Annotated in this window: 24 protein-coding genes and 1 riboswitch; all 24 genes read left to right on the forward strand. The window is 34.1% G+C overall.

Annotated features, from left to right (window positions below):
- The first annotated feature begins 5 nt into the window (after positions 1-5).
- Entirely contained in the window at positions 6-998 is a 993-nt protein-coding gene (cbiB, locus tag Q0E20_RS06045; protein WP_295997769.1) for an adenosylcobinamide-phosphate synthase CbiB, read from the forward strand.
- A gap of 7 nt (positions 999-1,005) precedes the next feature.
- On the forward strand, positions 1,006-1,893 hold the full coding sequence (gene cobS / locus Q0E20_RS06050) for an adenosylcobinamide-GDP ribazoletransferase (RefSeq protein ID WP_295997771.1): 888 nt from the start codon (positions 1,006-1,008) through the stop codon (positions 1,891-1,893).
- Positions 1,894-1,939: 46 nt separating this feature from the next.
- A complete protein-coding gene (locus Q0E20_RS06055; protein WP_295997774.1) occupies positions 1,940-2,818 on the forward strand; it encodes a GHMP kinase in 879 nt (292 codons plus the stop codon).
- Between the two features lie 13 nt (positions 2,819-2,831).
- Entirely contained in the window at positions 2,832-3,962 is a 1,131-nt protein-coding gene (locus Q0E20_RS06060; RefSeq protein WP_295997776.1) for a histidinol-phosphate transaminase, read from the forward strand.
- A 9-nt stretch (positions 3,963-3,971) separates the two neighbouring features.
- The gene (gene cobC, locus Q0E20_RS06065; RefSeq protein ID WP_295997778.1) at positions 3,972-4,610 is read left to right on the forward strand and encodes an alpha-ribazole phosphatase; all 639 of its coding nucleotides are present in this window, start codon (positions 3,972-3,974) and stop codon (positions 4,608-4,610) included.
- Positions 4,611-4,645: 35 nt separating this feature from the next.
- The gene (locus tag Q0E20_RS06070; RefSeq protein WP_295997779.1) at positions 4,646-5,344 is read left to right on the forward strand and encodes a pseudouridine synthase; all 699 of its coding nucleotides are present in this window, start codon (positions 4,646-4,648) and stop codon (positions 5,342-5,344) included.
- A gap of 70 nt (positions 5,345-5,414) precedes the next feature.
- Positions 5,415-6,488 carry a Xaa-Pro peptidase family protein gene (locus Q0E20_RS06075; RefSeq protein WP_295997782.1) on the forward strand — a complete coding sequence of 358 codons (1,074 nt, stop codon included), beginning with the start codon at positions 5,415-5,417 and terminating at the stop codon, positions 6,486-6,488.
- Positions 6,489-6,503: 15 nt separating this feature from the next.
- Entirely contained in the window at positions 6,504-7,061 is a 558-nt protein-coding gene (gene efp, locus Q0E20_RS06080) for an elongation factor P (RefSeq protein ID WP_295997784.1), read from the forward strand.
- Positions 7,062-7,192: 131 nt separating this feature from the next.
- Positions 7,193-7,582: an Asp23/Gls24 family envelope stress response protein gene (locus tag Q0E20_RS06085; RefSeq protein ID WP_366509631.1), complete on the forward strand. Its 390-nt coding sequence runs from the start codon at positions 7,193-7,195 to the stop codon at positions 7,580-7,582.
- Positions 7,583-7,593: 11 nt separating this feature from the next.
- A complete protein-coding gene (locus Q0E20_RS06090) occupies positions 7,594-7,965 on the forward strand; it encodes an Asp23/Gls24 family envelope stress response protein (RefSeq protein WP_295997789.1) in 372 nt (123 codons plus the stop codon).
- A gap of 9 nt (positions 7,966-7,974) precedes the next feature.
- Positions 7,975-8,379, forward strand: a complete 405-nt coding sequence (nusB, locus tag Q0E20_RS06095; protein ID WP_295997791.1) for a transcription antitermination factor NusB — start codon at positions 7,975-7,977, stop codon at positions 8,377-8,379.
- On the forward strand, positions 8,379-9,317 hold the full coding sequence (locus tag Q0E20_RS06100; protein WP_295997794.1) for a metallohydrolase: 939 nt from the start codon (positions 8,379-8,381) through the stop codon (positions 9,315-9,317). Before nusB ends, Q0E20_RS06100 begins: the two co-directional genes overlap by 1 nt.
- 7 nt (positions 9,318-9,324) lie before the next feature.
- A complete protein-coding gene (gene xseA, locus Q0E20_RS06105; protein ID WP_295997795.1) occupies positions 9,325-10,548 on the forward strand; it encodes an exodeoxyribonuclease VII large subunit in 1,224 nt (407 codons plus the stop codon).
- Positions 10,523-10,729 (forward strand): exodeoxyribonuclease VII small subunit, encoded by a 207-nt coding sequence (gene xseB, locus Q0E20_RS06110; protein WP_005378912.1) that lies wholly within the window; start codon positions 10,523-10,525, stop codon positions 10,727-10,729. Before xseA ends, xseB begins: the two co-directional genes overlap by 26 nt.
- 6 nt (positions 10,730-10,735) lie before the next feature.
- Positions 10,736-11,614, forward strand: coding sequence for a polyprenyl synthetase family protein (locus tag Q0E20_RS06115; RefSeq protein ID WP_295997797.1), 879 nt, complete (start codon positions 10,736-10,738; stop codon positions 11,612-11,614).
- Between the two features lie 20 nt (positions 11,615-11,634).
- The gene (locus Q0E20_RS06120; protein WP_295997800.1) at positions 11,635-12,120 is read left to right on the forward strand and encodes a divergent PAP2 family protein; all 486 of its coding nucleotides are present in this window, start codon (positions 11,635-11,637) and stop codon (positions 12,118-12,120) included.
- Positions 12,117-12,920 (forward strand): TlyA family RNA methyltransferase, encoded by an 804-nt coding sequence (locus Q0E20_RS06125; RefSeq protein ID WP_295997802.1) that lies wholly within the window; start codon positions 12,117-12,119, stop codon positions 12,918-12,920. The genes Q0E20_RS06120 and Q0E20_RS06125 overlap by 4 nt, the downstream gene beginning before the upstream one ends.
- Positions 12,921-12,931: 11 nt before the next feature.
- Positions 12,932-13,816 (forward strand): NAD(+)/NADH kinase, encoded by an 885-nt coding sequence (locus tag Q0E20_RS06130; RefSeq protein WP_295997804.1) that lies wholly within the window; start codon positions 12,932-12,934, stop codon positions 13,814-13,816.
- A 15-nt stretch (positions 13,817-13,831) separates the two neighbouring features.
- Positions 13,832-14,407 carry a class I SAM-dependent methyltransferase gene (locus tag Q0E20_RS06135; RefSeq protein WP_295997805.1) on the forward strand — a complete coding sequence of 192 codons (576 nt, stop codon included), beginning with the start codon at positions 13,832-13,834 and terminating at the stop codon, positions 14,405-14,407.
- A 341-nt stretch (positions 14,408-14,748) separates the two neighbouring features.
- Complete coding sequence (gene argR, locus Q0E20_RS06140) at positions 14,749-15,204, forward strand: arginine repressor (RefSeq protein WP_295997807.1); 456 nt, start codon at positions 14,749-14,751, stop codon at positions 15,202-15,204.
- Between the two features lie 6 nt (positions 15,205-15,210).
- Positions 15,211-16,875: a DNA repair protein RecN gene (gene recN / locus Q0E20_RS06145; protein WP_296033124.1), complete on the forward strand. Its 1,665-nt coding sequence runs from the start codon at positions 15,211-15,213 to the stop codon at positions 16,873-16,875.
- Positions 16,876-16,916: 41 nt separating this feature from the next.
- Positions 16,917-17,091: riboswitch (Lysine riboswitch) on the forward strand.
- Positions 17,092-17,162: 71 nt separating this feature from the next.
- Positions 17,163-17,960 (forward strand): 4-hydroxy-tetrahydrodipicolinate reductase, encoded by a 798-nt coding sequence (gene dapB, locus Q0E20_RS06150; RefSeq protein WP_295997812.1) that lies wholly within the window; start codon positions 17,163-17,165, stop codon positions 17,958-17,960.
- Between the two features lie 36 nt (positions 17,961-17,996).
- Complete coding sequence (locus Q0E20_RS06155) at positions 17,997-19,028, forward strand: aspartate-semialdehyde dehydrogenase (protein ID WP_295997816.1); 1,032 nt, start codon at positions 17,997-17,999, stop codon at positions 19,026-19,028.
- Between the two features lie 23 nt (positions 19,029-19,051).
- Positions 19,052-19,939 carry a 4-hydroxy-tetrahydrodipicolinate synthase gene (gene dapA, locus Q0E20_RS06160; protein WP_295997819.1) on the forward strand — a complete coding sequence of 296 codons (888 nt, stop codon included), beginning with the start codon at positions 19,052-19,054 and terminating at the stop codon, positions 19,937-19,939.
- Positions 19,940-20,078: the final 139 nt, after the last annotated feature.

Below are 20,078 nucleotides of genomic sequence, written 5' to 3' on the forward strand. Positions count from 1 at the left end.
TATGAATGGATTTTAGCATATTCTTAGATTGGTTTAAACATTATAACTATATATGTATTCCAATTTTTGCGTTTATTATTGATACGATAATTGGAGACCCTAATAGTAAATTTCATCCGGTCGCTTTAATTGGCCGTATCATCTCATTTTACGAAGCAGTGTTTTATAAAGAGACAGATAATGATACTAAGAAACTTTGGTATGGTGGTATTACTGTTGGATTTATATTATTAACTATTTATATTATAGCTTCTTTACTTCTATGGATTGGTAGTCTTATTGATGAATGGGTAGAATATGCTATTCAAGTTCTTATTGTATATATCACAATTTCACCTCGTTCATTAGGAGCAGCTGGATTTGAAATTAATAGATTACTCAAGCAAGGAAAGATTAAAGATGCAAGGTATCGTGTTTCATGGATTGTTGGTCGAGATACAGATGATCTTGATGAAAGTGAAATAACTCGAGCTACTGTAGAAACAATAGCAGAGAATACGGTTGATGGTATTGTTTCACCTTTATTTTTCTTTATATTAGGTGGTCCAGTAGGTGCCATATTATATCGTACAGCTAATACGATGGACTCTATGCTGGGGTACAAAAATAAAAAGTATATGTTCTTTGGACGTGTAGCCGCACGTTTAGATGATATATTAAACTGGATTCCAGCCCGACTAACATTTATTTTATTAGTTATATCTGCTTTTATACTACGTTTTGACGGTAAATCGGCATTACGTATAGGTTTTCGTGATGCCGCAAAACATCCTAGCCCTAATGGTGGGTATGCAGAAGCTCCTGTAGCAGGTGCCTTACATATTCGACTTGGCGGTTATAATCAATATTTTAAAAAGATGACATTTCGTGAATATATGGGTGATGCTTTAGAAACATTAAATCGACTCCATATTATTCGCTGTGTATATATGATGTATTTGTCATCAATAGTTATGATAATCATCACAACTATAATCACTTATCAACTTATGGAGTAATATATAGATGACACCTTTTTTTATAGCTTTACAATTTTTAACTAGGCTAAAAATAGTCAATCAAACAGAATGGTCCATGGAAGATTTTGGTAAATCTGTTGCCACATTTCCTTTTGTAGGATTAGTCATAGGCATCTTTTTAACCATAATCTACTTCATATTTTCTCAATTTTTATCTCCTACGCCTTTAATGCTAATTATTGTTATTAGTGAATTTTTATTTACAGGTGGATTGCACGCTGATGGCTTAATGGATACAAGTGATGGACTTTTCTCAGGACGTGAAAGAGAGAAAAAGTTAGAAATAATGAAGGATAGCCGAGTAGGTTCTTTTGGTGTTGTAGCCTTTGTATTTATTACATTGTTAAAATGGCAGCTGTTAACTGCCATTCCTATTCCTGAATTTATTCCTATTATACTTGTAATAATGCCTCTTATGAGTCGATATACATTAGTATTAAGTATCCGGTCATATCCATACGCTCGTAAGACAGGTATGGGGCAGGCTTTTGCAGTATATGCACCAAAACATGTCATCACATGGAGCACGATTTCTACTTTCTGTATGCCTATTATTATTTGTTTACTTTTATCGTTACTATATGCAATCGCTTTAGGTATAACAAGTATATTTTCGATTCCATTTATACCATATAGTATAGCTCTCTTTGGTCTGGCTTACACTTTGGTTGGTTTAATGGAAATCAATATTTTTTCTATGATTATGAGTTATATTATAAATCGCATTATTAACCATTATATTGTTAAACAACTTGGTGGTACAACTGGTGATACATATGGATTTGTAGTAGAAGTAACAGAAGTTCTATTAATATTAGTATATATAATTACGTTAACATTCCTGTCTTCCGTTGTGAAAGCGCCTATTTTTTGAGTATTTGATTATACATAGATAGTTTTTATTGTATAAGGAGGAATTAGTGACTTATTATGTTCGGGCTCCAGGCACTTGTGGTGAATTTATACAAGGATCTATTGATGGACAATCATTTCTTGTAACATGTCCCATCAACCGATATTCCTATGCACTGAGCCAAGTAACACATTCATTACCACACTATTATTGCTCTTTACAACCTAAGTCTAGTCAAGCTCGTAAATTAGTAAAAGATATATTACATATACCAAATCATAACAATACGGACATCTATATACGGTCGGATATTATTCAAGGGAAGGGAATGGCTTCTAGTTCTGCAGATATAGCTGTAGCAGCAATGGCTACCGCTTTATCCTGTAATCAAGCATTAACACCAAAAGAATTAGAAAGCATTTGTTTATCAGTAGAACCAACAGATGCCGCTTTTTATCCTGGTATCACACAGTTTGATTATATAAACGGGGCTATCTGTAACTTTTTAGGAACTTGTCCTCCTCTAAAAATTCTGATTTTTGATGAAGGTGGTACCATTGATACCATTTCTTTTAACCAACAAAAGGACTTATTACATAAAATCCAGGAGAAAGAACCTATTATTAGAGAATCACTAGAACTCTTTAAAAAAGGTTTAGAAACACATGATATTACATTGATAGGACAAGCAGCTACATTGAGTGCCTTTGCCAATCAACGTATTTTATATAAGCCAAATCTATATGAATTTCACGATATTGGTAATACTTTTCATAGTGTTGGGACTATCATTGCTCACAGTGGTACCATAATGGGACTATTATTCCCTAGTGATTATACGGCTATTGCTGAATGTAAACGATATATTGAAAAAAAATTACCTACTTTACAATATATTGATATTGTAGAAACTACAAATGAAGGACTAACATATATAAAGCGATAAAGGAGGATTTTCTATGCCAGATACACATGGCGGAAATATTTTTAAATTTTCTCATGATCACAATGTAAATCTATCAAAAGTATCTGATTTCAGTGCTAATATTAATCCATTAGGCCCCAGTCAAAAAGGATTAGATTCACTTAACAAGCGATTGCGTTATATATCACACTATCCAGATGTTACAAATGACGATGTTATAAATGCTATTGCAGATGTATATGGTATAGAAAAAGGGTCTATACTTCTTGGTAACGGAGCAGCAGAACTCCTCTATGTAATTGGTCGGTTATCTGGATTTACAGGGGCTTTTGTCCCCGCACCTGGTTTTTCTGAATATCAAGCTTCTATGGATGCTGCTAAAATACCGGTGAGAGATATTTTTTATCGGCAACGACAAGATGATGATGGCATGCCATATTTTGAAGTACCATATTTAGCATTACAAACATTTGCTGCTGAATTAAAAGGGCAAGACGGACGCATTATTGTGTTTTTAGGGAATCCTAATAATCCAGATGGAACATTGTTGGATAAACAGTCAGTCAAAGTATTAGCACAAATGCTAAAGGATGCTAATAGCTTACTTGTGATCGATGAATCATTTATTGATTTTATTGGCAATGAATCATTACGAGACAATAGTTACTCTATGCGTGAACTCATCAATCAATATGACAATGTAATTATCATACATTCTTTTACAAAATTTTATGCTGTACCTGGACTTCGTATTGGAGCTGCGTTTGCAAATCCTACATTAACACAAGAATTGCATCAGTATATTCCTGCATGGTCAGTTAATACATTGGCACAAGCTTATATTGAATCTGCGCTAACCGATACTAAGTATATTAACGATAGTAAGATGGTATTGGCTAATGAAGCAAAATATATGTATGAATCATTAACTGCTATTAAAGATTTAATAGTCTATAAGCCATCCGCTAATTATATCTTAATTGAACTTAATAATCCTACCATTACAGTTAATGATGTACAAACTAGATTAGAAAAACATAATCTATTAATTCGCAGCTGTGCTAATTATAAAGGGTTAGGTCCTAAATGGATGCGGATTGCTATAAAAGATCATGCACATAACGTGGAACTTATTCATTTATTAAGTACCATATTTAAGAAATAGGAACACAACATGAAAACATTATATATTATTAGACATGGCGAAACAGAATGGAATAAAATAGGTCGCTATCAAGGCATAACCGATGTTCCTCTAAATGATAATGGAATAGCACAGGCAAAAGCTTGCGCTAAAGCTTTGAAGGATGTACATTTTGATCGTATTCTATCAAGTGATTTATCTAGAGCACTCGTAACAGCAGAAATGATTCGTGGCAATCGAAAAATTGATATTACAGCAGATCCTCGCTTACGAGAAATTGACTTTGGTGACTGGGAAAAGTTATTGTTTTCAGAAATTGAAGAACGCTGGCCAGGTCTTATTGATCAAATGTATCGACAACCTGATATTGTAAAGCTACCGAATGGTGAAAGCTTTCAAGAAGTACAAAATCGTGCATGGGATGGTCTTTTAGATTTTTTAAGCCAAAATAATGATGACGAAACAATTTTAATAACCTGTCATGGTGGGACGATTCGTACACTTTTATGCAAAATACTCGATATTCCCATTGGTCATTGTTGGAATTTTAGTCAAGGTAATACTGCAATTAATCGCGTGTTTTACAATGGGATGGGTCCATCGGACCACAATATTTTAAACTTATTAAATGATACTGCTCACGTAAATAATTTAAGAGGGCATGTATAATTGATTCTTTCAAATATTATGAAAGAGGAATTAAAATGCGATTAGATAAACTATTAGCCAATAAAGCCTTTGGTAGTCGCAAAGATGTTCACCAAATTATAAAGGATGGACGTGTTACTGTAAATGGTGCTGTTATTCTAAAAAAAGACCAGTTCATACATATTGGTGATGATATCATTGCAGTTGATGGCATACAACTATCGACAAAACAACAGTATTATATTAAATTTCATAAACCTGCTGGATATATTACGGCTGTAGAAGATCCTATTCATCCTGTAGTGATGGATTTATTACCACCTGAATTCAAGAAAATGGGTGTGTTCCCAGTAGGTCGTCTAGATAAAGATACAGAGGGACTCTTACTACTTACCAATGATGGAATATGGGCACATTCTATTATAAATGGCCATAAACATGTACCCAAGCTGTATTATGTGGAATTTAAGGGTAAACTCACTCAAGAGGGCATTGAACGTATAGAAACAGGGATAGTATTGGGAGATGGAACCCAATGTAAACCAGCCAAAATACAAGTTCTTTCTGAACGATCTTTACATATAACTATTGAAGAAGGCAAGTACCATCAAGTTAAACGTATGATTGGGGCTGCTGGGGGAGAAGTTACCTATTTAAAGAGACTGTCCATAGGTCATATTACATTAAATGGGATTGAGGCTATTAATACATATTCAGAATTAGATGATCAAGATGTAGTAGACTTTAAAAAATAGCATGAAAATCTATTCAATATAGGCAATTTATGGTATTATAAAGTGTACTTTATAGACTAGGAGCATGATTATGAATGGATTAAATCAGCTACAACAGTATATTAAAGAACAAGAATTAACTGGCGTTATTTTAATTAACCCTATAAACTTACATTATTTTGCTGGTTTTACAGGTACTACTGGATTTGCTATTGTTACACAAGACAAAGCATTCATTATTACTGACTTTAGATATACAGAACAAGCTACAAAACAATGTGAAGGTTATAAGGTTATTCAATATGAAACATCGGTTATGGATACTCTTGTAGATATTTTTAATGACAATCACATTCACGAAGGTCTCTTTGGAATCGAAGGTAAATATATGCCTGTTGATACATATGAAACCGTGTGTGATACATTAGATGAACGCTTCAATTTTACTTCTGTTAATTTTGCTAAATTACGTGCTGTAAAACGGGAAGATGAATTAGAATTAATGCGTACAGCAGCTCGCATTGGTGATGAAGCTTTTGCTGCATTGTTACCACAATTAAAAGTTGGCATGACTGAAAATGATGCTCGAATCATTTTAGAAGCTGAAATGTTAAAACGAGGTTCTGAAGAACCTTCTTTTGCGACGATTGTAGCTTCTGGTACTCGCTCTAGTATGCCGCATGGTGTCGCTAGTGACAAAGTTATTGAGGCCGGTGATTTTATCACCTTTGACTTTGGTGCTGTATATAAAGGATTTCATTCAGATATGACCCGAACCATAGTTATGGGGCCTGCATCAGAGCAACAAAAAAATTTATATAGTATTGTTTTGGAAGCACAGAAACGAGGTGTTGCAGCAGTTCGTGCTGGTATTACTGGTAAAGAACTTGATGCAGTATGTCGAGACTATATACGAGAACAGGGATATACTAAAGAATTTAATCATGGGACAGGTCATGGTGTAGGACTTGAAATTCACGAAGAACCTGTAGCTAATCCAAAATCCGATACGGTATTTTCCGAAAATATGATCATTACGGTAGAACCAGGTGTTTATCTTTCTGGTGAAATCGGATTGAGAATAGAGGATAGTGTTATTGTTAAAGCCAATGGCTGTGAATTATTAACACATAGCCCAAAAGAGTTAATCGAAATAAGTATTTAGAAGGAGAAGAGTTAGATGATTTCCAGTAATGATTTCCGCCCAGGTGTAACCGTTGAAATTGACGGTAATGTATGGCAAGTAGTTGATTTCCAACACGTAAAACCAGGTAAAGGTGCTGCATTTGTTCGTACAAAAATGAAAAACTTGCAAACTGGTTCCGTTGTAGAACGTACATTTAATGCTGGTGAAAAAGTTCCTAAAGCACATGTTGACCGTCGTCGTATGCAATACTTATATGAATCCGATGGTTCTTACACTTTCATGGACAACGAAACTTATGATCAAGTTGAATTAAATGTTGAACAATTAGGTGATGCTAAAAACTTCCTTCTTGAAAATATGGAAGTATCTATTATGTTCTTCCAAGGTATCGTAATTGGTATTGACTTACCTGTCGCTGTAGAGCTTCGCGTAGTTGAAACCGATCCTGGTATCCGTGGTGATACTGCAACAGGTGGTAACAAACCAGCAGTATTGGAAACAGGCTACACTGTAAAAGTACCTCTATTTATCGAAGTAGATGATGTACTTCGTATTGATACACGTACAGGTCAATACATTGAACGTGCCTAATACTATTTCATTGATATAGTGGGCCAGATCTTTTAAATGTAATATAGTCCCCCATATATCTTTGTTGAGCTGAGCACTTGTCGTCTATGTCATTATATAGGGACAGGTGCTCTTTTTTGAAAGAGGCCTATATGACTAAGAAAAATACTGAGTTAGAAACTGGTAAAATTAAAGTAGCTGATAATGTATATGCCACGATTGTCAGTATGACTGCTTTGGATACCAAAGGAATTCATCATATGAGTTCTACTTTTAATGATGGTGTTAATACGTTTTTTGGACGTAAAAATGCTCATGAAGGTGTAAAAATTTCTTTTAATGATGAAGGGGCAATTTCAGTAACTTTATACGTTAGCATCTCATATGGTTACCGTATACCTGATATTGCACTACGCTTGCAAGAACGAATTAAATCTGCACTTGTTAAATATACTGAAATTGAAGTAGAAACAATAGATATAGTAGTCCAAGATATTATTTTTGATGATTTTACACCTGATCCACCGAAGGTTGGAGAATAATAGGAGGACCTATGAATCAAGAAGATAAATTAAACTATGGTTTAGATACTGCAACTATTGATATTGCAGATTCTGTTATTATTGATGTTGCCATTAAGCCCCTAAGTACAATTCCTGGTATTCATTCCTTAAGTCCTCGTTTATATGATGAAATTGTAGATGGTATTACTAATGCTTTTGGTCAAAAAAATTTACCGGGCATTAATGTAAAACATAGAAAAGGATTTTTAGAAATCAATATTTATATTCGTGTTCTATACGGATACAATATCATAAATATTGCTAAACAGTTACAATCTGAAATTAAACAGACATTAAAGAATACGCTCGACCTAGATCATGTAAAGGTTGATGTACATATTGAAGGAATTATCAAAGAATAAGGAGACAATATGTCTAAAAAGAGAAATAGACGTGAAGCACGTCAATATGCATTCCAAGTTCTATACGCTAATGAATTTCATACCTCTAACGATGATGTGATCTTCCCAGATGGAGAAATCTCATTATCTATGGATATTGCCTACGCAAACCAAATAATAGATGGTGTGTTATCCAATCTTGAAGAAATCGACACAATACTTGAACCATATTGTACAAAACGAAAATTTGCACTTATGGATAAAGTAGATCGTGCCATTTTACGTCTTGCGATTTGGGAGCTCAACTACAATAGTGAAGACGTATCTCCATCTATTGTTATCAATGAGGCTGTACAATTAGCAAAATTCTTTGGTTCTGATGCATCCTATAAATTAATCAATGCGATTCTAGATGCTTATAATAAGAGTAAATAATGAAACGATATTTTCTAGGAATTGACACAAGTTGTTATACGACGAGCTGTGCCATTATTGATGATGAACTAAATATAGTAGGGGAAGCTCGAAAAATATTAGATGTAAAGCCAGGAATGAAGGGACTTCAACAATCTAACATGGTGTTTCAACATACAAAGGTATTGCCTCGTCTTATCGAAGAATTACCTCAAGTTCCATTATCGGGTATTGGTGTTAGTGCTTTTCCTAGACGCTCTGATGATTCTTATATGCCGGCCTTTCTTGTTGGTCATGGTTTTGCTAGAACACTAAGTCATATGATGCAAGTACCAATGTATGAATTTGCTCATCAAGAAAATCATATTTTAGCAGCCCTACGGGAAATTGGACATGTCCCTACGTTTCCATTCTATAGCTTACATCTTTCTGGTGGTACTACAGAACTCGTTTTAACAGAATATAAAGGTAAGGGGATTTTTAAAAGCTCTATTATCGGTGGTTCTAAGGATCTACAAGGAGGACAATTTGTTGATCGTGTAGGTGTTGCATTAGGTATTCAATTTCCTTGTGGCAAAGAATTAGAACTGCTTGCTTTACAAACAGATACGTATGATTCGTTACCTTCCTCTGTTAGAGACGGATGGATTAGCTTTGCTGGTCCTTGTAGTGCTGCACTACGTAATATTGAAAAAGGGGCGTCACCTGCATCTATGAGTAAGGCACTATTTAGTTGCATAGGAAATTCTCTAGAAAAATTATTAACCTATCATCTCAGATATACACCAGTATCAACATTAATTGCCGTTGGTGGTGTAATGAGTAATTCTATACTACGCAATCGTCTTAATGGTTTTTGCCATAAGAATAACGTAAATGTTCATTTTGCAAATCCTAAATTCTCTGTCGACAATGCTACGGGGAATGCTTATGGAGCATTTTTAGCAACACAAAAGTAGGTATATCGTGAATATATTGAGTATTACCCAATTAAATAACTTAATAAAACGAACAATAGATAGAGAATATCTCTTAAAAAATGTCTATGTTAGTGGTACGATAACAAATGCTAAGCGTCATAGTAGTGGTCATATGTATTTTTCCTTAAAGGATGAGGAATCATCTATAGATGTAACGATGTGGTCTAGCACGGTTCAAAGTAAAGGACTCGCTAATGCATTCCAAAATGGATTATTAGTAACAATCAAGGCATCCGTTAATTTCTATAACAAAATGGGCCGTTTAAATCTAATCGCATCGGATATGCAGGTTGGTTCTAAAAGCCCGTTACAGCTTGAATTCGATTCTCTGCAAAGAGAATTATCGGCATTGGGCTATTTTGATGATGCTCATAAACAACCAATACCTGTTCTATCAAGTTGTATCGGTATTGTTACATCTTCTACAGGTGCTGTATTACACGATATATTACATATTAGTGAACATAGAAATCCACTTATGCAATTTAAATTATTCTCTGTACCAGTTCAGGGAACAACAGCGGGTCCAATTATAGCTAAAGGAATTGAAGCTGCTGATAAAGATCCAGATGTTGATGTCATTATTGTCGGTCGTGGCGGTGGCTCAATGGAGGATTTATGGTGCTTTAATGATAGAGTTGTTATCGAAGCTATTTACAATGCATCTACGCCTATTATTTCTGCAGTTGGTCATGAAACAGATTATACATTAGCTGATTATGCTGCTGATATGCGTGGTGCTACACCTAGTCACGCCGCAGAAATTGCGGTGCTTCCATTGACTACACTACAACAGAATTTACGACAAAAATTTGATTATTTACAATATGTAATGGAACAAACATTACAGCAAAAACGTATTGAATTAAGTACGATTTTTAATCGCCGACTTGGGTTTCCCGCATTACAGTTACTACATAAACAAAATTCTCTTTTACAATCCTATAAGGAGAAATTACAAACTCTAGTATCACAACGATTACAGCAGGAAAAGCATAAACTTTCGCTAATAACACAGGAATTATCACTACAAAATCCAATCCATTTGATGGTAAAAGGCTATTCTAAAATAGAAAAAGAGGGTCATACCATAAATTCAATTCAAAATATAGCCAAAGGAGATATATGTAACATTACATTGCGTGATGGTTCTATTAAAGCAGTTGTAGAGGAGGTAATACCGGATGGCAACATCGCTAAAAAGTTATGAAAAAAAATATAAAGCTCTTGAGGATATTGTTCGTCAACTTGATGATGGTGAGCTATCTATGTCAGAGTTGTTAAATCAATATAAAAAAGGCTTAACTTTAGTTAAAGAATGTGCAGATATGCTGGATTCTGTGGAAGGTGAAATCCAACAAATTATCGAAGAGGTACGCATTGGAGAGTAATGAGCTATGTTAAAGACATATTTAGAAACTAGCAAACAATCGATTGAACAATGGTTAAGTATCGTATTAAAGCCCCCTATACCAGAATATAAACAATTATATGAAGCAATGAACTATAGTTTATTGCAAGGGGGTAAACGGATTCGCCCTATTTTAACGAAAGCTGTTTTAGATGCAATGAAGCTTGATGCATCTTTATATAAAGAGTTTCTATGTGCATTGGAATGTATTCATACATATTCACTGATTCATGATGATTTACCAGCTATGGATAATGATGATTATCGCCGAGGAAATTTAACCAATCATAAAGTATATGGAGATGGTATGGCCATTCTAGCCGGTGATGGTTTATTAACTTATGCTTTCCAACTTTGTAGTGAAAATACAACTGCATCAGCGGAGCAAAAAATTAAGGCTATTCAATGTTTAGCTACTGCAGCTGGTCCTGCAGGCATGGTTGGTGGACAAGCTTTTGATCTACTTTCGGAAGGAAAACATATTCCTCTAGAAGAGTTAAAAGTTTTACATAGTGGGAAAACGGGCGCCTTATTTAATGCGGCTATTGAATTAGGACTTATCTTATCTAATGCTGATCGAGCAAAATATGCCGCCTATATGACATATGCAAATTGTCTTGGTTTGCTATTTCAGATTACAGATGATATCCTTGATGTAACCGGAACCATTGAAGAATTAGGGAAAACACCTGGTAGTGACATACGCCAGGATAAATCTACTTATGTTTCATTATTGGGTCTCGAACAAGCTCGTAAAGAAGCACAGGCAGTAGCACAAAAAGCACATTCTGCTTTATCAACAATAGAGGATAATACACACATACTAAGTGCTATTATTGATTATTTAATGGATCGTACACATTAAGCGTTAAAGGATGAAATAATATGTACCATATTTTAGAAGAAATTTGTCATAATTATATAGCTCAAGCAGCCTTTTGGGGATGGTTTTCAGCACAAGCCATTAAATTTTTATGGCAACTTATCCGATATCGTACATTGCGCTTAGAAAGACTAGTAGGTTCAGGAGGTTTTCCTAGTTCGCATACATCTTTTGTGATTTCTACTACAGCCGCATTATACTTAAAAAATGATGGTATTACTGATATATTTGTCGTAGCATTAGTATTTTCTATTGTTGTCATGTATGATGCTTCCGGCGTACGTCGTGAAGCGGGTCGTCAAGCCAAAATATTAAACCAAATTGTTGAGTATTTCAGTAAAAGAAATATTCCTGTTATTTTGAAAGACAGAGAAATTGCTTTAAAAGAATTACTTGGTCATACGCCTGTTGAAGTATTTGGTGGTTTAGTGTTGGGTATTTTAATAGCTTATATTCAATATTTCTTTGTATATAATGGTGTTATATGAGTAATAAAGAGCGTTTAGATATACTCCTTGTTAATCGAGGATTATTTGAAAGTCGAGAAAAAGCAAAAGCCGCTATTATGGCCGGTCAAATCTTTATGGATACAATCCGTATCGACAAAGCAGGTACTAAGATTCCTTTAGATGCAAAACTTACTGTAAAAGGGAATACCTTACCTTATGTAAGTCGTGGCGGTTTGAAATTAGAAAAAGCTATTCAAATATATCCTATTGATTTAACTGATGCAGTTATGATTGATATCGGAGCAAGTACTGGCGGATTTACTGATTGTGCATTACAAAATGGTGCTTCTAAAGTGTTTGCTATTGATGTGGGCTATAATCAACTAGCTTGGAAGCTACGCCAAGATATGCGCGTAATCAATATGGAAAAACAAAATATCCGTGCTGTTACTCCAGAACAATTAGGTGAACTTGTAGACTTTATATCTATTGATGTGGCATTTATATCTCTTGATAAAGTATTACCTGTTGCCACAACACTATTAAAAGATACAGGTTCACTAGTAGCTCTTATAAAACCACAGTTTGAAGCTGGCAAAGAAAAAGTTGGTAAAGGTGGTATTGTTCGCGATAGAGCTGTGCATGAAGAAGTGCTTCAACGTATATTACAAGTTGCTTATGATTGCCAACTATATTTACATGGATTAACTTTCTCACCAATCAAAGGAACAGAAGGCAATATTGAGTTTTTAGGCTATTTTACAAAATCTAAAGAAAGTGCATTATCTATAACTAATGAGTTGATTACAGCCGTTGTAGATGAGGCTCACAAACTATAGGAGATAAATATATGCGTATTGGTTTTTTCCCCAATATGGGTAAAAGTACAATCATGGCTGTTCTTAAAATGGCAGCTCATATCTGTAAAGAAGAACACATAGAAGTATATTTACCAGATGATCTAGAAATACCTGATACTTATAAGGTATTACAACTACCAAAGGAAAATGTACTTCCTAGACCCGAAATTTTTAAACATATTGATGTAGCATTTAGTTTTGGTGGCGATGGTACCATCATTCATTTAGCACGACAAATTTTCTCTTATAATATACCTGTATGTGGTATTAACTTAGGTGAACTAGGGTTCTTAAATCAAATTGAAGTCCATCAATTACAAAGTCATATTAAACGTATTGCAAAAGGTGATTATACGATTGAAAAAAGAGGACATCTTCACGCTTATGTAGACAGAGAAGATGGTACAAAAGATGAACTTGTTCCCATTATTAATGAAATTGTAATCACACGATCGGAACCTGCAAAAATGGCACGTATTAATTTGGCTGTTAATGGACAACATACTCAAATGTATCCTTCAGATGGGCTTATTATTTCGTCTGCTACAGGTTCTACAGGCTATAATTTATCTGCCGGTGGTCCAATAATGAAACCAGATAACCGATCAATTATCGTAACGCCAGTAGCTCCTCATTTAATTCAAGGAATTTCAATGGTCTTAGAAGAAAATGATACTATTCAAATAACTATGCCAGAAAGAGAACCTAAACTACATATTTGTATAGATGGTACATTTGATTATTCATTCACTAATAAAGAATCCTTACACGTTTCATCAAATCCAGTATATTGTTTATTCGTTCGATTTAAAGACCAATGTTTCTTTGGTACATTATTTAAAAAATTAGCATCTCGTAGGGACGAATTATTATAAGGAGTGTGACGTTGTATGATTAATATCAACAATGCAGTTCAATTTCAGCATCTCATTTGGGACCGTATTATGAAGTCTGCATCTGTTGTAGTTGATGCAACATGTGGCAATGGACATGATTTATTATATTTAGCAGAACGAGCTCAACCAGAATGTCATCTATATGGTATAGATATTCAAGAACAAGCTCTTAATGCTAGTAGAGAATTATTAGCATCAAAAAAATTACATTCTAATGTTACAATTACATTCTTACACAATTCTCATGATATTGCACTTCATCAAGCGATTAAAGAAAATACCATTGATTTAATTATTTTTAATTTAGGCTATTTACCAGGTGGAGATCATAGTATTATAACCCAGCCCAAAAATACGATTGAAGCCTTACATAATGCTTTTCCAAAATTAGCTAAGGATGGCATTATAACTATCGTAGCATACCCTGGTACGCCTGAAGGTATGGAAGAAAAGGATGTATTACATACTTATATTTCCAAGTTAGATCAATCTAAGTACAATGTGTGTCATTGGCAACCAATTAATCAAGCTAATCATCCGCCTGAACTATATTTAATTCAAAAACGTTGATTTCTGATTAAAATTAATATTTAGTGAAATACTCTATAGTTTTATTATACTAAAAATGCATAATGCAAAATAAAAGACCCTTAGAAGGGTCTTTTATTTATGCAATATATCAATAAAAATCATTAATCATAAATTCTGTATAAATAGATGAATCATGTATTATGTGTATTTATAAGAAAATACATATTATTAAATTTAAAAATTATTAATTATTAATATAACATGCATAACACGTATACTATATACGGAATATACCATATATTAATTATGAATATATGGTATAATAATGTAAGAAAGATACTATTCTCTTTTATGTGCAAGTTTAAAAAAGGGAGCAAAAAATGAAACGCTATCGTTATAACAAAATTAAGGAAATTGTCCAGTCTAAGGCTATTGAAACACAAGAGGAGTTAGCAGCTGCTTTATTACAAGAAGGCATAGAAGTAACACAGGCTACTGTTTCTCGTGATATCAAAGAACTAATGCTAATTAAAATACCTACTGGCGATGGACATTATCGGTATGCATTATCTCCAGAAGAAAATGTGGTTTTATCACGTAGTCGTATAAATCGCTTATTCCAAGACTCCTTAATTAAGGTTGACCATAGTTTAAACCAAATTGTATTACATACAATTCCAGGCTCTGCTCAATCTGTAGCTTTTTCTATTGATCATGCAAAATGGTCTGAATTAATTGGCACACTAGCTGGCGATGATACAATCTTACTTATCGCACGCTCTGAAGAAGATGTTCCTACCGTACTTACAAGAATTCAAGATTTAATGAAGGATTAAAATTATATGTTAACGCAAATGAGCATTCGCAACTTTGCGTTGATTGAGCAAATGAATATTTCATTTAAAGATGGCATTACTATCTTTACCGGCGAAACTGGGGCAGGTAAATCCATACTAATGGATGCTTTCAGTATTCTATTAGGAGAACGAGCTAGTAGCGAGTTTATTCGTCATGGTAAAGATAGTTTTGTTATAGATGGTATATTTGATATTGCCAATCACCAAAGTTTATTAGATGTATTAAAGTCTAAAAATATCATAGTAGAAGATAATCAACTTATTTTATCTAGATCTTTTAATATATCTGGTAAATCCATAATATTAGCCAATGATCAACCAATACCTTTAAAAGCATTAAAAGAGATTGGCTTATTATTAGCAGATATTCATGGACAATATAGCAATCAAAAACTTTTAAAACCCGATTCACATCACGAATATTTAGATAGTTATAACGAAGCTGGTATACAGGCATATGCAACATATAAATCAGCTTACAAAGAATATAAAACAGCTAAACAAGCATTAGATAATTTGTCTGAAAATATGGCTGAACGGGCCCGCGAACTCGATATGCTTCGTTTTCAGATTGATGAAATCGAAGATGCTGGATTACAAATAGGGGAAGATGAATCTATCTCAGAAGAATTAAAACGTTTAGATAGTTTTGATCATATAGATAAAGTGCTCAGCTCTTGTTATGATGTGTTTTATAGTGGACGACACCCTTTATTAGAGACAGTTAATACAATTAAAGTAGAAGTAAATGATCTTATTAAATATGATGATCAAGTTAAAGACATTTCAGAACTTGTCAATTCTGCTTACTTTCAATTAGAAGAAGCTGCACAATCCCTTGATCGATATCGCGATTCTATCAGTTATGACGAAGAACGTTATGCATATTGTCAAGATAGAGATTCTATAATTTATGGTCTTAAAAAGAAATATGGAGATACCGTTCAAGATATACTAAATTATGAAGATAAAGCTCAACAACGATTAGAGGAATTGGAGTCTAAGGTTTACGAACAAGGTGAATTAGAGCAACAATTAATTGAAAAAGAAAAATCTGCTAAAAAAGCATTAGTTACATTGAATTCTATACGCCGGGAAAATGCTGAAATAATAGCAAAACAATTACAAACAGAAATTATTGATTTAGGAATGGAAAAAGGGGATATTCGATTTTACATAGAGGAATGTGAAGAACTCCTACCTTTAGGTGCTAAATCAATTGAATTATTATTTACTGCTAATAAAGGCGAACAACTATTACCACTACATAAAGTCGCATCTGGTGGCGAATTAGCACGTATTGCGTTAGCATTTAAATCAGTATTTCGTACCGACAATCATAAAACGCTAGTATTTGATGAAATAGACGTTGGTATAAGTGGTGATATTGCAGTTAAAGTAGCAGAAAAAATTTTAGCATTGTCCAAAACCAATCAAGTTTTTTGTATCACTCATTTGCCACAAACCGCTAGTATAGCAAAACAGCATTATCATTTGGCTAAGTCAGAATATAATGGTAGAACAATTTCAACGTTATCTGAATTAAGCGATAAAGAGCGACTTTCACAAATTGCCTCTATGATGTCTGGTAAAGGAATGTCTAGTACTGCACTTGCTGCTGCACAAGAACTTATTGATCATTTTCATTGACTAAACTCTCATAATTACTTATACTTATTATATTAACTCAATAATAGGGTAGAGGTGCGAGTATAAATAGTCATCATGATGAGTCGGCAAACAATGAATCATGACAAAAGGTATACTTGCCGAAGTGCGATGATAGCCAAATCATCGTGCTGGTTGTCTATTTAATAGGTAGATGACTGTCATCAATACTGAAATTGATGGAGTGCTATCATAATTCTTGTTTAATAAACGATATTTCGTATATATTAAGCCAGTGGATACCTCCACTGGCTTTTTTGGAGGTAAATATGATTCGAGTAATGGTAAATGGTGCTGGCGGCAAAATGGGTCGTGAAGTCGTAAAAGCGGTACATGCTGATTCTGAATTAACAATGGTAGGGGGGATTGATCCTTCCAAGGCAGGTCAAGATGTTGGCACTGTAGCAGGAATTGAACCATTACAAATTACAATGGCTGAAACTATTGATGAAGTGTTGGGTGATAATAAGCCTGATGTAATCGTTGATTTTACGAATCCTGCTGTTATTTTTGAAAATGCTAAAAAAATTCTTAGTGCTGGCGTACATATAGTAATTGGTACAACAGGACTTACTGAAGAACAACGGAATGAGCTACATAAACTTGGATTAAAACATAATGCAAACTGTTTAGTAGCACCTAACTTTTCTTTAGGTGCTGTTATGATGATGAAAGTTTCTGCCGAATTAGCGCCTTATTTTCCTGATGTAGAAATTATTGAATTACATCATAATCATAAATACGATGCACCATCTGGGACTTCTATTTTGACAGCTAAATTAATTAACGATGCAAAGGAAGCCGCTCATGTGTCTGGTTCCGAAGACTTAACACGTGAAAGTTTACCAGGGGCACGAGGTGCTAAGGTTGATAATGTTACGATTCATAGTGTACGTCTACCTGGCTATGTAGCACATCAACAAGTATTATTTGGTGGTTATGATGAAACTCTAACAATTCGACATGATAGTTTAAGTCGTTTATCTTTTATGCCAGGTGTCGTTTTGGCATGTAAAAAAATTGCTTCTAAACCAGGATTAACATATGGCTTAGAACATTATTTATAAGATTCATAACAATACATTTAATTGAGGAGATATAAAATGAAAAAACCTAATCTTGCCATTCTTGGTGCCACTGGAGCAGTGGGAGCAGAATTTATTACACTTATTGAAGAACGTAATTTTCCTTATGAAAATTTAAAGCTATTGGCTTCGGCTCGTTCTGCTGGTACAGAACTTACAGTTAATGGCAAAACATATATAGTAGAAGAAGCTAAACCTGAATCTTTTGATGGTATCGATATTGCTTTATTTGCAGGTGGCTCTATCTCTAAAACATTGGCCCCAGAAGCAGCTAAACGGGGTGCTATTGTTATTGATAACTCCAGTGCATTCCGTATGGATCCAGAAGTACCACTCGTTGTACCTGAAGTTAACTCTGAAGATATTTTAAAGCATAAGGGGATCATTGCAAACCCAAACTGTTCTACAATTATTATGAGCCTTGGCTTAAAACCATTGTATGATATTTCTCCAATTAAACGCATTGTAGTATCTACATACCAAGCTGTATCTGGTGCCGGTAAAGAAGGTATTGAAGAACTTCAAAACCAAGTAAAAGAATATGCTGAAGGTAAAGAGATGACTGCTAACTTGTTACCAACAGGTTCTGCACCTAAACATTTCCCTATTGCTTTCAATTTGTTACCACAAATTGATGTATTCTTAGAAAACGATTATACTAAAGAAGAGATGAAGATGGTAAATGAAACACATAAAATTCTTCATGATGACACTATTCAAATCGTGCCAACAACTGTTCGTGTCCCTGTGTATCGTTCTCATTCTGAATCAGTATTAGTCGAAACAGAAGAACCAGTATCTGTAGAAGCATTCCGTAAAGCTTGTGCTGCATTCCCAGGATTACAAGTTAAAGATAATCCAGCAGAGCAAGAGTATCCTATGCCATTATATACATCTAATCAAAATGATTGCGAAATTGGTCGTATCCGTAAAGATTTATACAATGATAAATGTATGAATTTCTGGATTGTAGGTGACCAAATTCGTAAGGGTGCCGCATTAAATGCATTACAAATTGCAGAATACTTGGTAGAAAAAGAAGCATTTTAATATCTATCAAGGGGGAGAAACATATGAAAACCTTTGGTCGTGTATTAACGGCTATGATTACATCTTTTAATGAAGATGGATCAGTTAACATTGAAAATACAGTATCCATTGCTCAGCATCTATTAGATCATGGGTCTGATGGTTTAGTTGTTTGTGGTACCACTGGTGAAAATCCTACGATGTCTCGTGAAAGCAAAATTGCCTTATTTAAAGCAATTTCAAAAGCTTGTGGAGATAAAGGTACTATTATCGCTAATGTAGGTTCCAATGATACAAAAGGTTCTGTAGACTTTGTAAAAGAAGTATCTGCGATTCCTGGTATTGATGGATTATTAGTTGTTGTACCGTATTACAATAAGCCTAATCAACAAGGTCAATATTTGCATTTTAAATCTATTGCAGAGGCCACCACATTACCTATTATGGTATATAATGTACCTGGTCGAGTAGGAACTGGAATATTTCCAGCGACATTAGCTCGCCTCCATAAAGAATATCCACATATTTGTGCCATCAAAGAGGCTAGTGGCAATTTAATGATTGCTTCTGAAATTAAGCGTTTAATGCCTGATGATGATTTCATGGTATATAGTGGAGATGATGGTCTTACATTACCAATTCTTTCCGTTGGTGGCACAGGCGTTATTTCTGTTGTATCCCATGTAGCTGGACAAGATATGAATGATATGATTGTAGCTTTTGAAGAAGGAAATAATCAAAAAGCAACGCAATTACATCAAAAATTAGCTGAAATCACTAAAGCTATGTTTATTACAACAAATCCTATTCCAGTTAAGTATGCAGCTCGTAAAATTGGTTTGCCTGCTGGCGTATTTAATCTACCAATGTGTGAACCAACTACAGAAGAAGCTTCTTATATTGATCAAGCATTAGCTGATTATCTTAAATAAGTTTAAAACAACAAAACCAGTAATTACAATATGTAGTTACTGGTTTTTTATTATGTTACTATGTACTACTATTAAAAACATTCTTGTTCATTAATCTATGGATGAAATTCATGTATATAAATAGCTTATTATGATATAA

The organism is uncultured Veillonella sp. (genome assembly GCF_934230905.1).
Lineage (GTDB): Bacteria > Bacillota > Negativicutes > Veillonellales > Veillonellaceae > Veillonella.

What these genes read in the sequence shown, in the direction of transcription:
- cbiB (WP_295997769.1), top strand. Translation starts at nt 6, where the DNA reads ATGGATTTTAGCATATTCTTAGATTGGTTTAAACATTATAACTATATA.
- cobS (WP_295997771.1), top strand. Translation starts at nt 1,006, where the DNA reads ATGACACCTTTTTTTATAGCTTTACAATTTTTAACTAGGCTAAAAATA.
- Q0E20_RS06060 (WP_295997776.1), top strand. Translation starts at nt 2,832, where the DNA reads ATGCCAGATACACATGGCGGAAATATTTTTAAATTTTCTCATGATCAC.
- cobC (WP_295997778.1), top strand. Translation starts at nt 3,972, where the DNA reads ATGAAAACATTATATATTATTAGACATGGCGAAACAGAATGGAATAAA.
- Q0E20_RS06070 (WP_295997779.1), top strand. Translation starts at nt 4,646, where the DNA reads ATGCGATTAGATAAACTATTAGCCAATAAAGCCTTTGGTAGTCGCAAA.
- Q0E20_RS06075 (WP_295997782.1), top strand. Translation starts at nt 5,415, where the DNA reads ATGAATGGATTAAATCAGCTACAACAGTATATTAAAGAACAAGAATTA.
- efp (WP_295997784.1), top strand. Translation starts at nt 6,504, where the DNA reads ATGATTTCCAGTAATGATTTCCGCCCAGGTGTAACCGTTGAAATTGAC.
- Q0E20_RS06085 (WP_366509631.1), top strand. Translation starts at nt 7,193, where the DNA reads ATGACTAAGAAAAATACTGAGTTAGAAACTGGTAAAATTAAAGTAGCT.
- Q0E20_RS06090 (WP_295997789.1), top strand. Translation starts at nt 7,594, where the DNA reads ATGAATCAAGAAGATAAATTAAACTATGGTTTAGATACTGCAACTATT.
- nusB (WP_295997791.1), top strand. Translation starts at nt 7,975, where the DNA reads ATGTCTAAAAAGAGAAATAGACGTGAAGCACGTCAATATGCATTCCAA.
- Q0E20_RS06100 (WP_295997794.1), top strand. Translation starts at nt 8,379, where the DNA reads ATGAAACGATATTTTCTAGGAATTGACACAAGTTGTTATACGACGAGC.
- xseB (WP_005378912.1), top strand. Translation starts at nt 10,523, where the DNA reads ATGGCAACATCGCTAAAAAGTTATGAAAAAAAATATAAAGCTCTTGAG.
- Q0E20_RS06115 (WP_295997797.1), top strand. Translation starts at nt 10,736, where the DNA reads ATGTTAAAGACATATTTAGAAACTAGCAAACAATCGATTGAACAATGG.
- Q0E20_RS06120 (WP_295997800.1), top strand. Translation starts at nt 11,635, where the DNA reads ATGTACCATATTTTAGAAGAAATTTGTCATAATTATATAGCTCAAGCA.
- Q0E20_RS06125 (WP_295997802.1), top strand. Translation starts at nt 12,117, where the DNA reads ATGAGTAATAAAGAGCGTTTAGATATACTCCTTGTTAATCGAGGATTA.
- Q0E20_RS06130 (WP_295997804.1), top strand. Translation starts at nt 12,932, where the DNA reads ATGCGTATTGGTTTTTTCCCCAATATGGGTAAAAGTACAATCATGGCT.
- Q0E20_RS06135 (WP_295997805.1), top strand. Translation starts at nt 13,832, where the DNA reads ATGATTAATATCAACAATGCAGTTCAATTTCAGCATCTCATTTGGGAC.
- argR (WP_295997807.1), top strand. Translation starts at nt 14,749, where the DNA reads ATGAAACGCTATCGTTATAACAAAATTAAGGAAATTGTCCAGTCTAAG.
- recN (WP_296033124.1), top strand. Translation starts at nt 15,211, where the DNA reads ATGTTAACGCAAATGAGCATTCGCAACTTTGCGTTGATTGAGCAAATG.
- dapB (WP_295997812.1), top strand. Translation starts at nt 17,163, where the DNA reads ATGATTCGAGTAATGGTAAATGGTGCTGGCGGCAAAATGGGTCGTGAA.
- Q0E20_RS06155 (WP_295997816.1), top strand. Translation starts at nt 17,997, where the DNA reads ATGAAAAAACCTAATCTTGCCATTCTTGGTGCCACTGGAGCAGTGGGA.
- dapA (WP_295997819.1), top strand. Translation starts at nt 19,052, where the DNA reads ATGAAAACCTTTGGTCGTGTATTAACGGCTATGATTACATCTTTTAAT.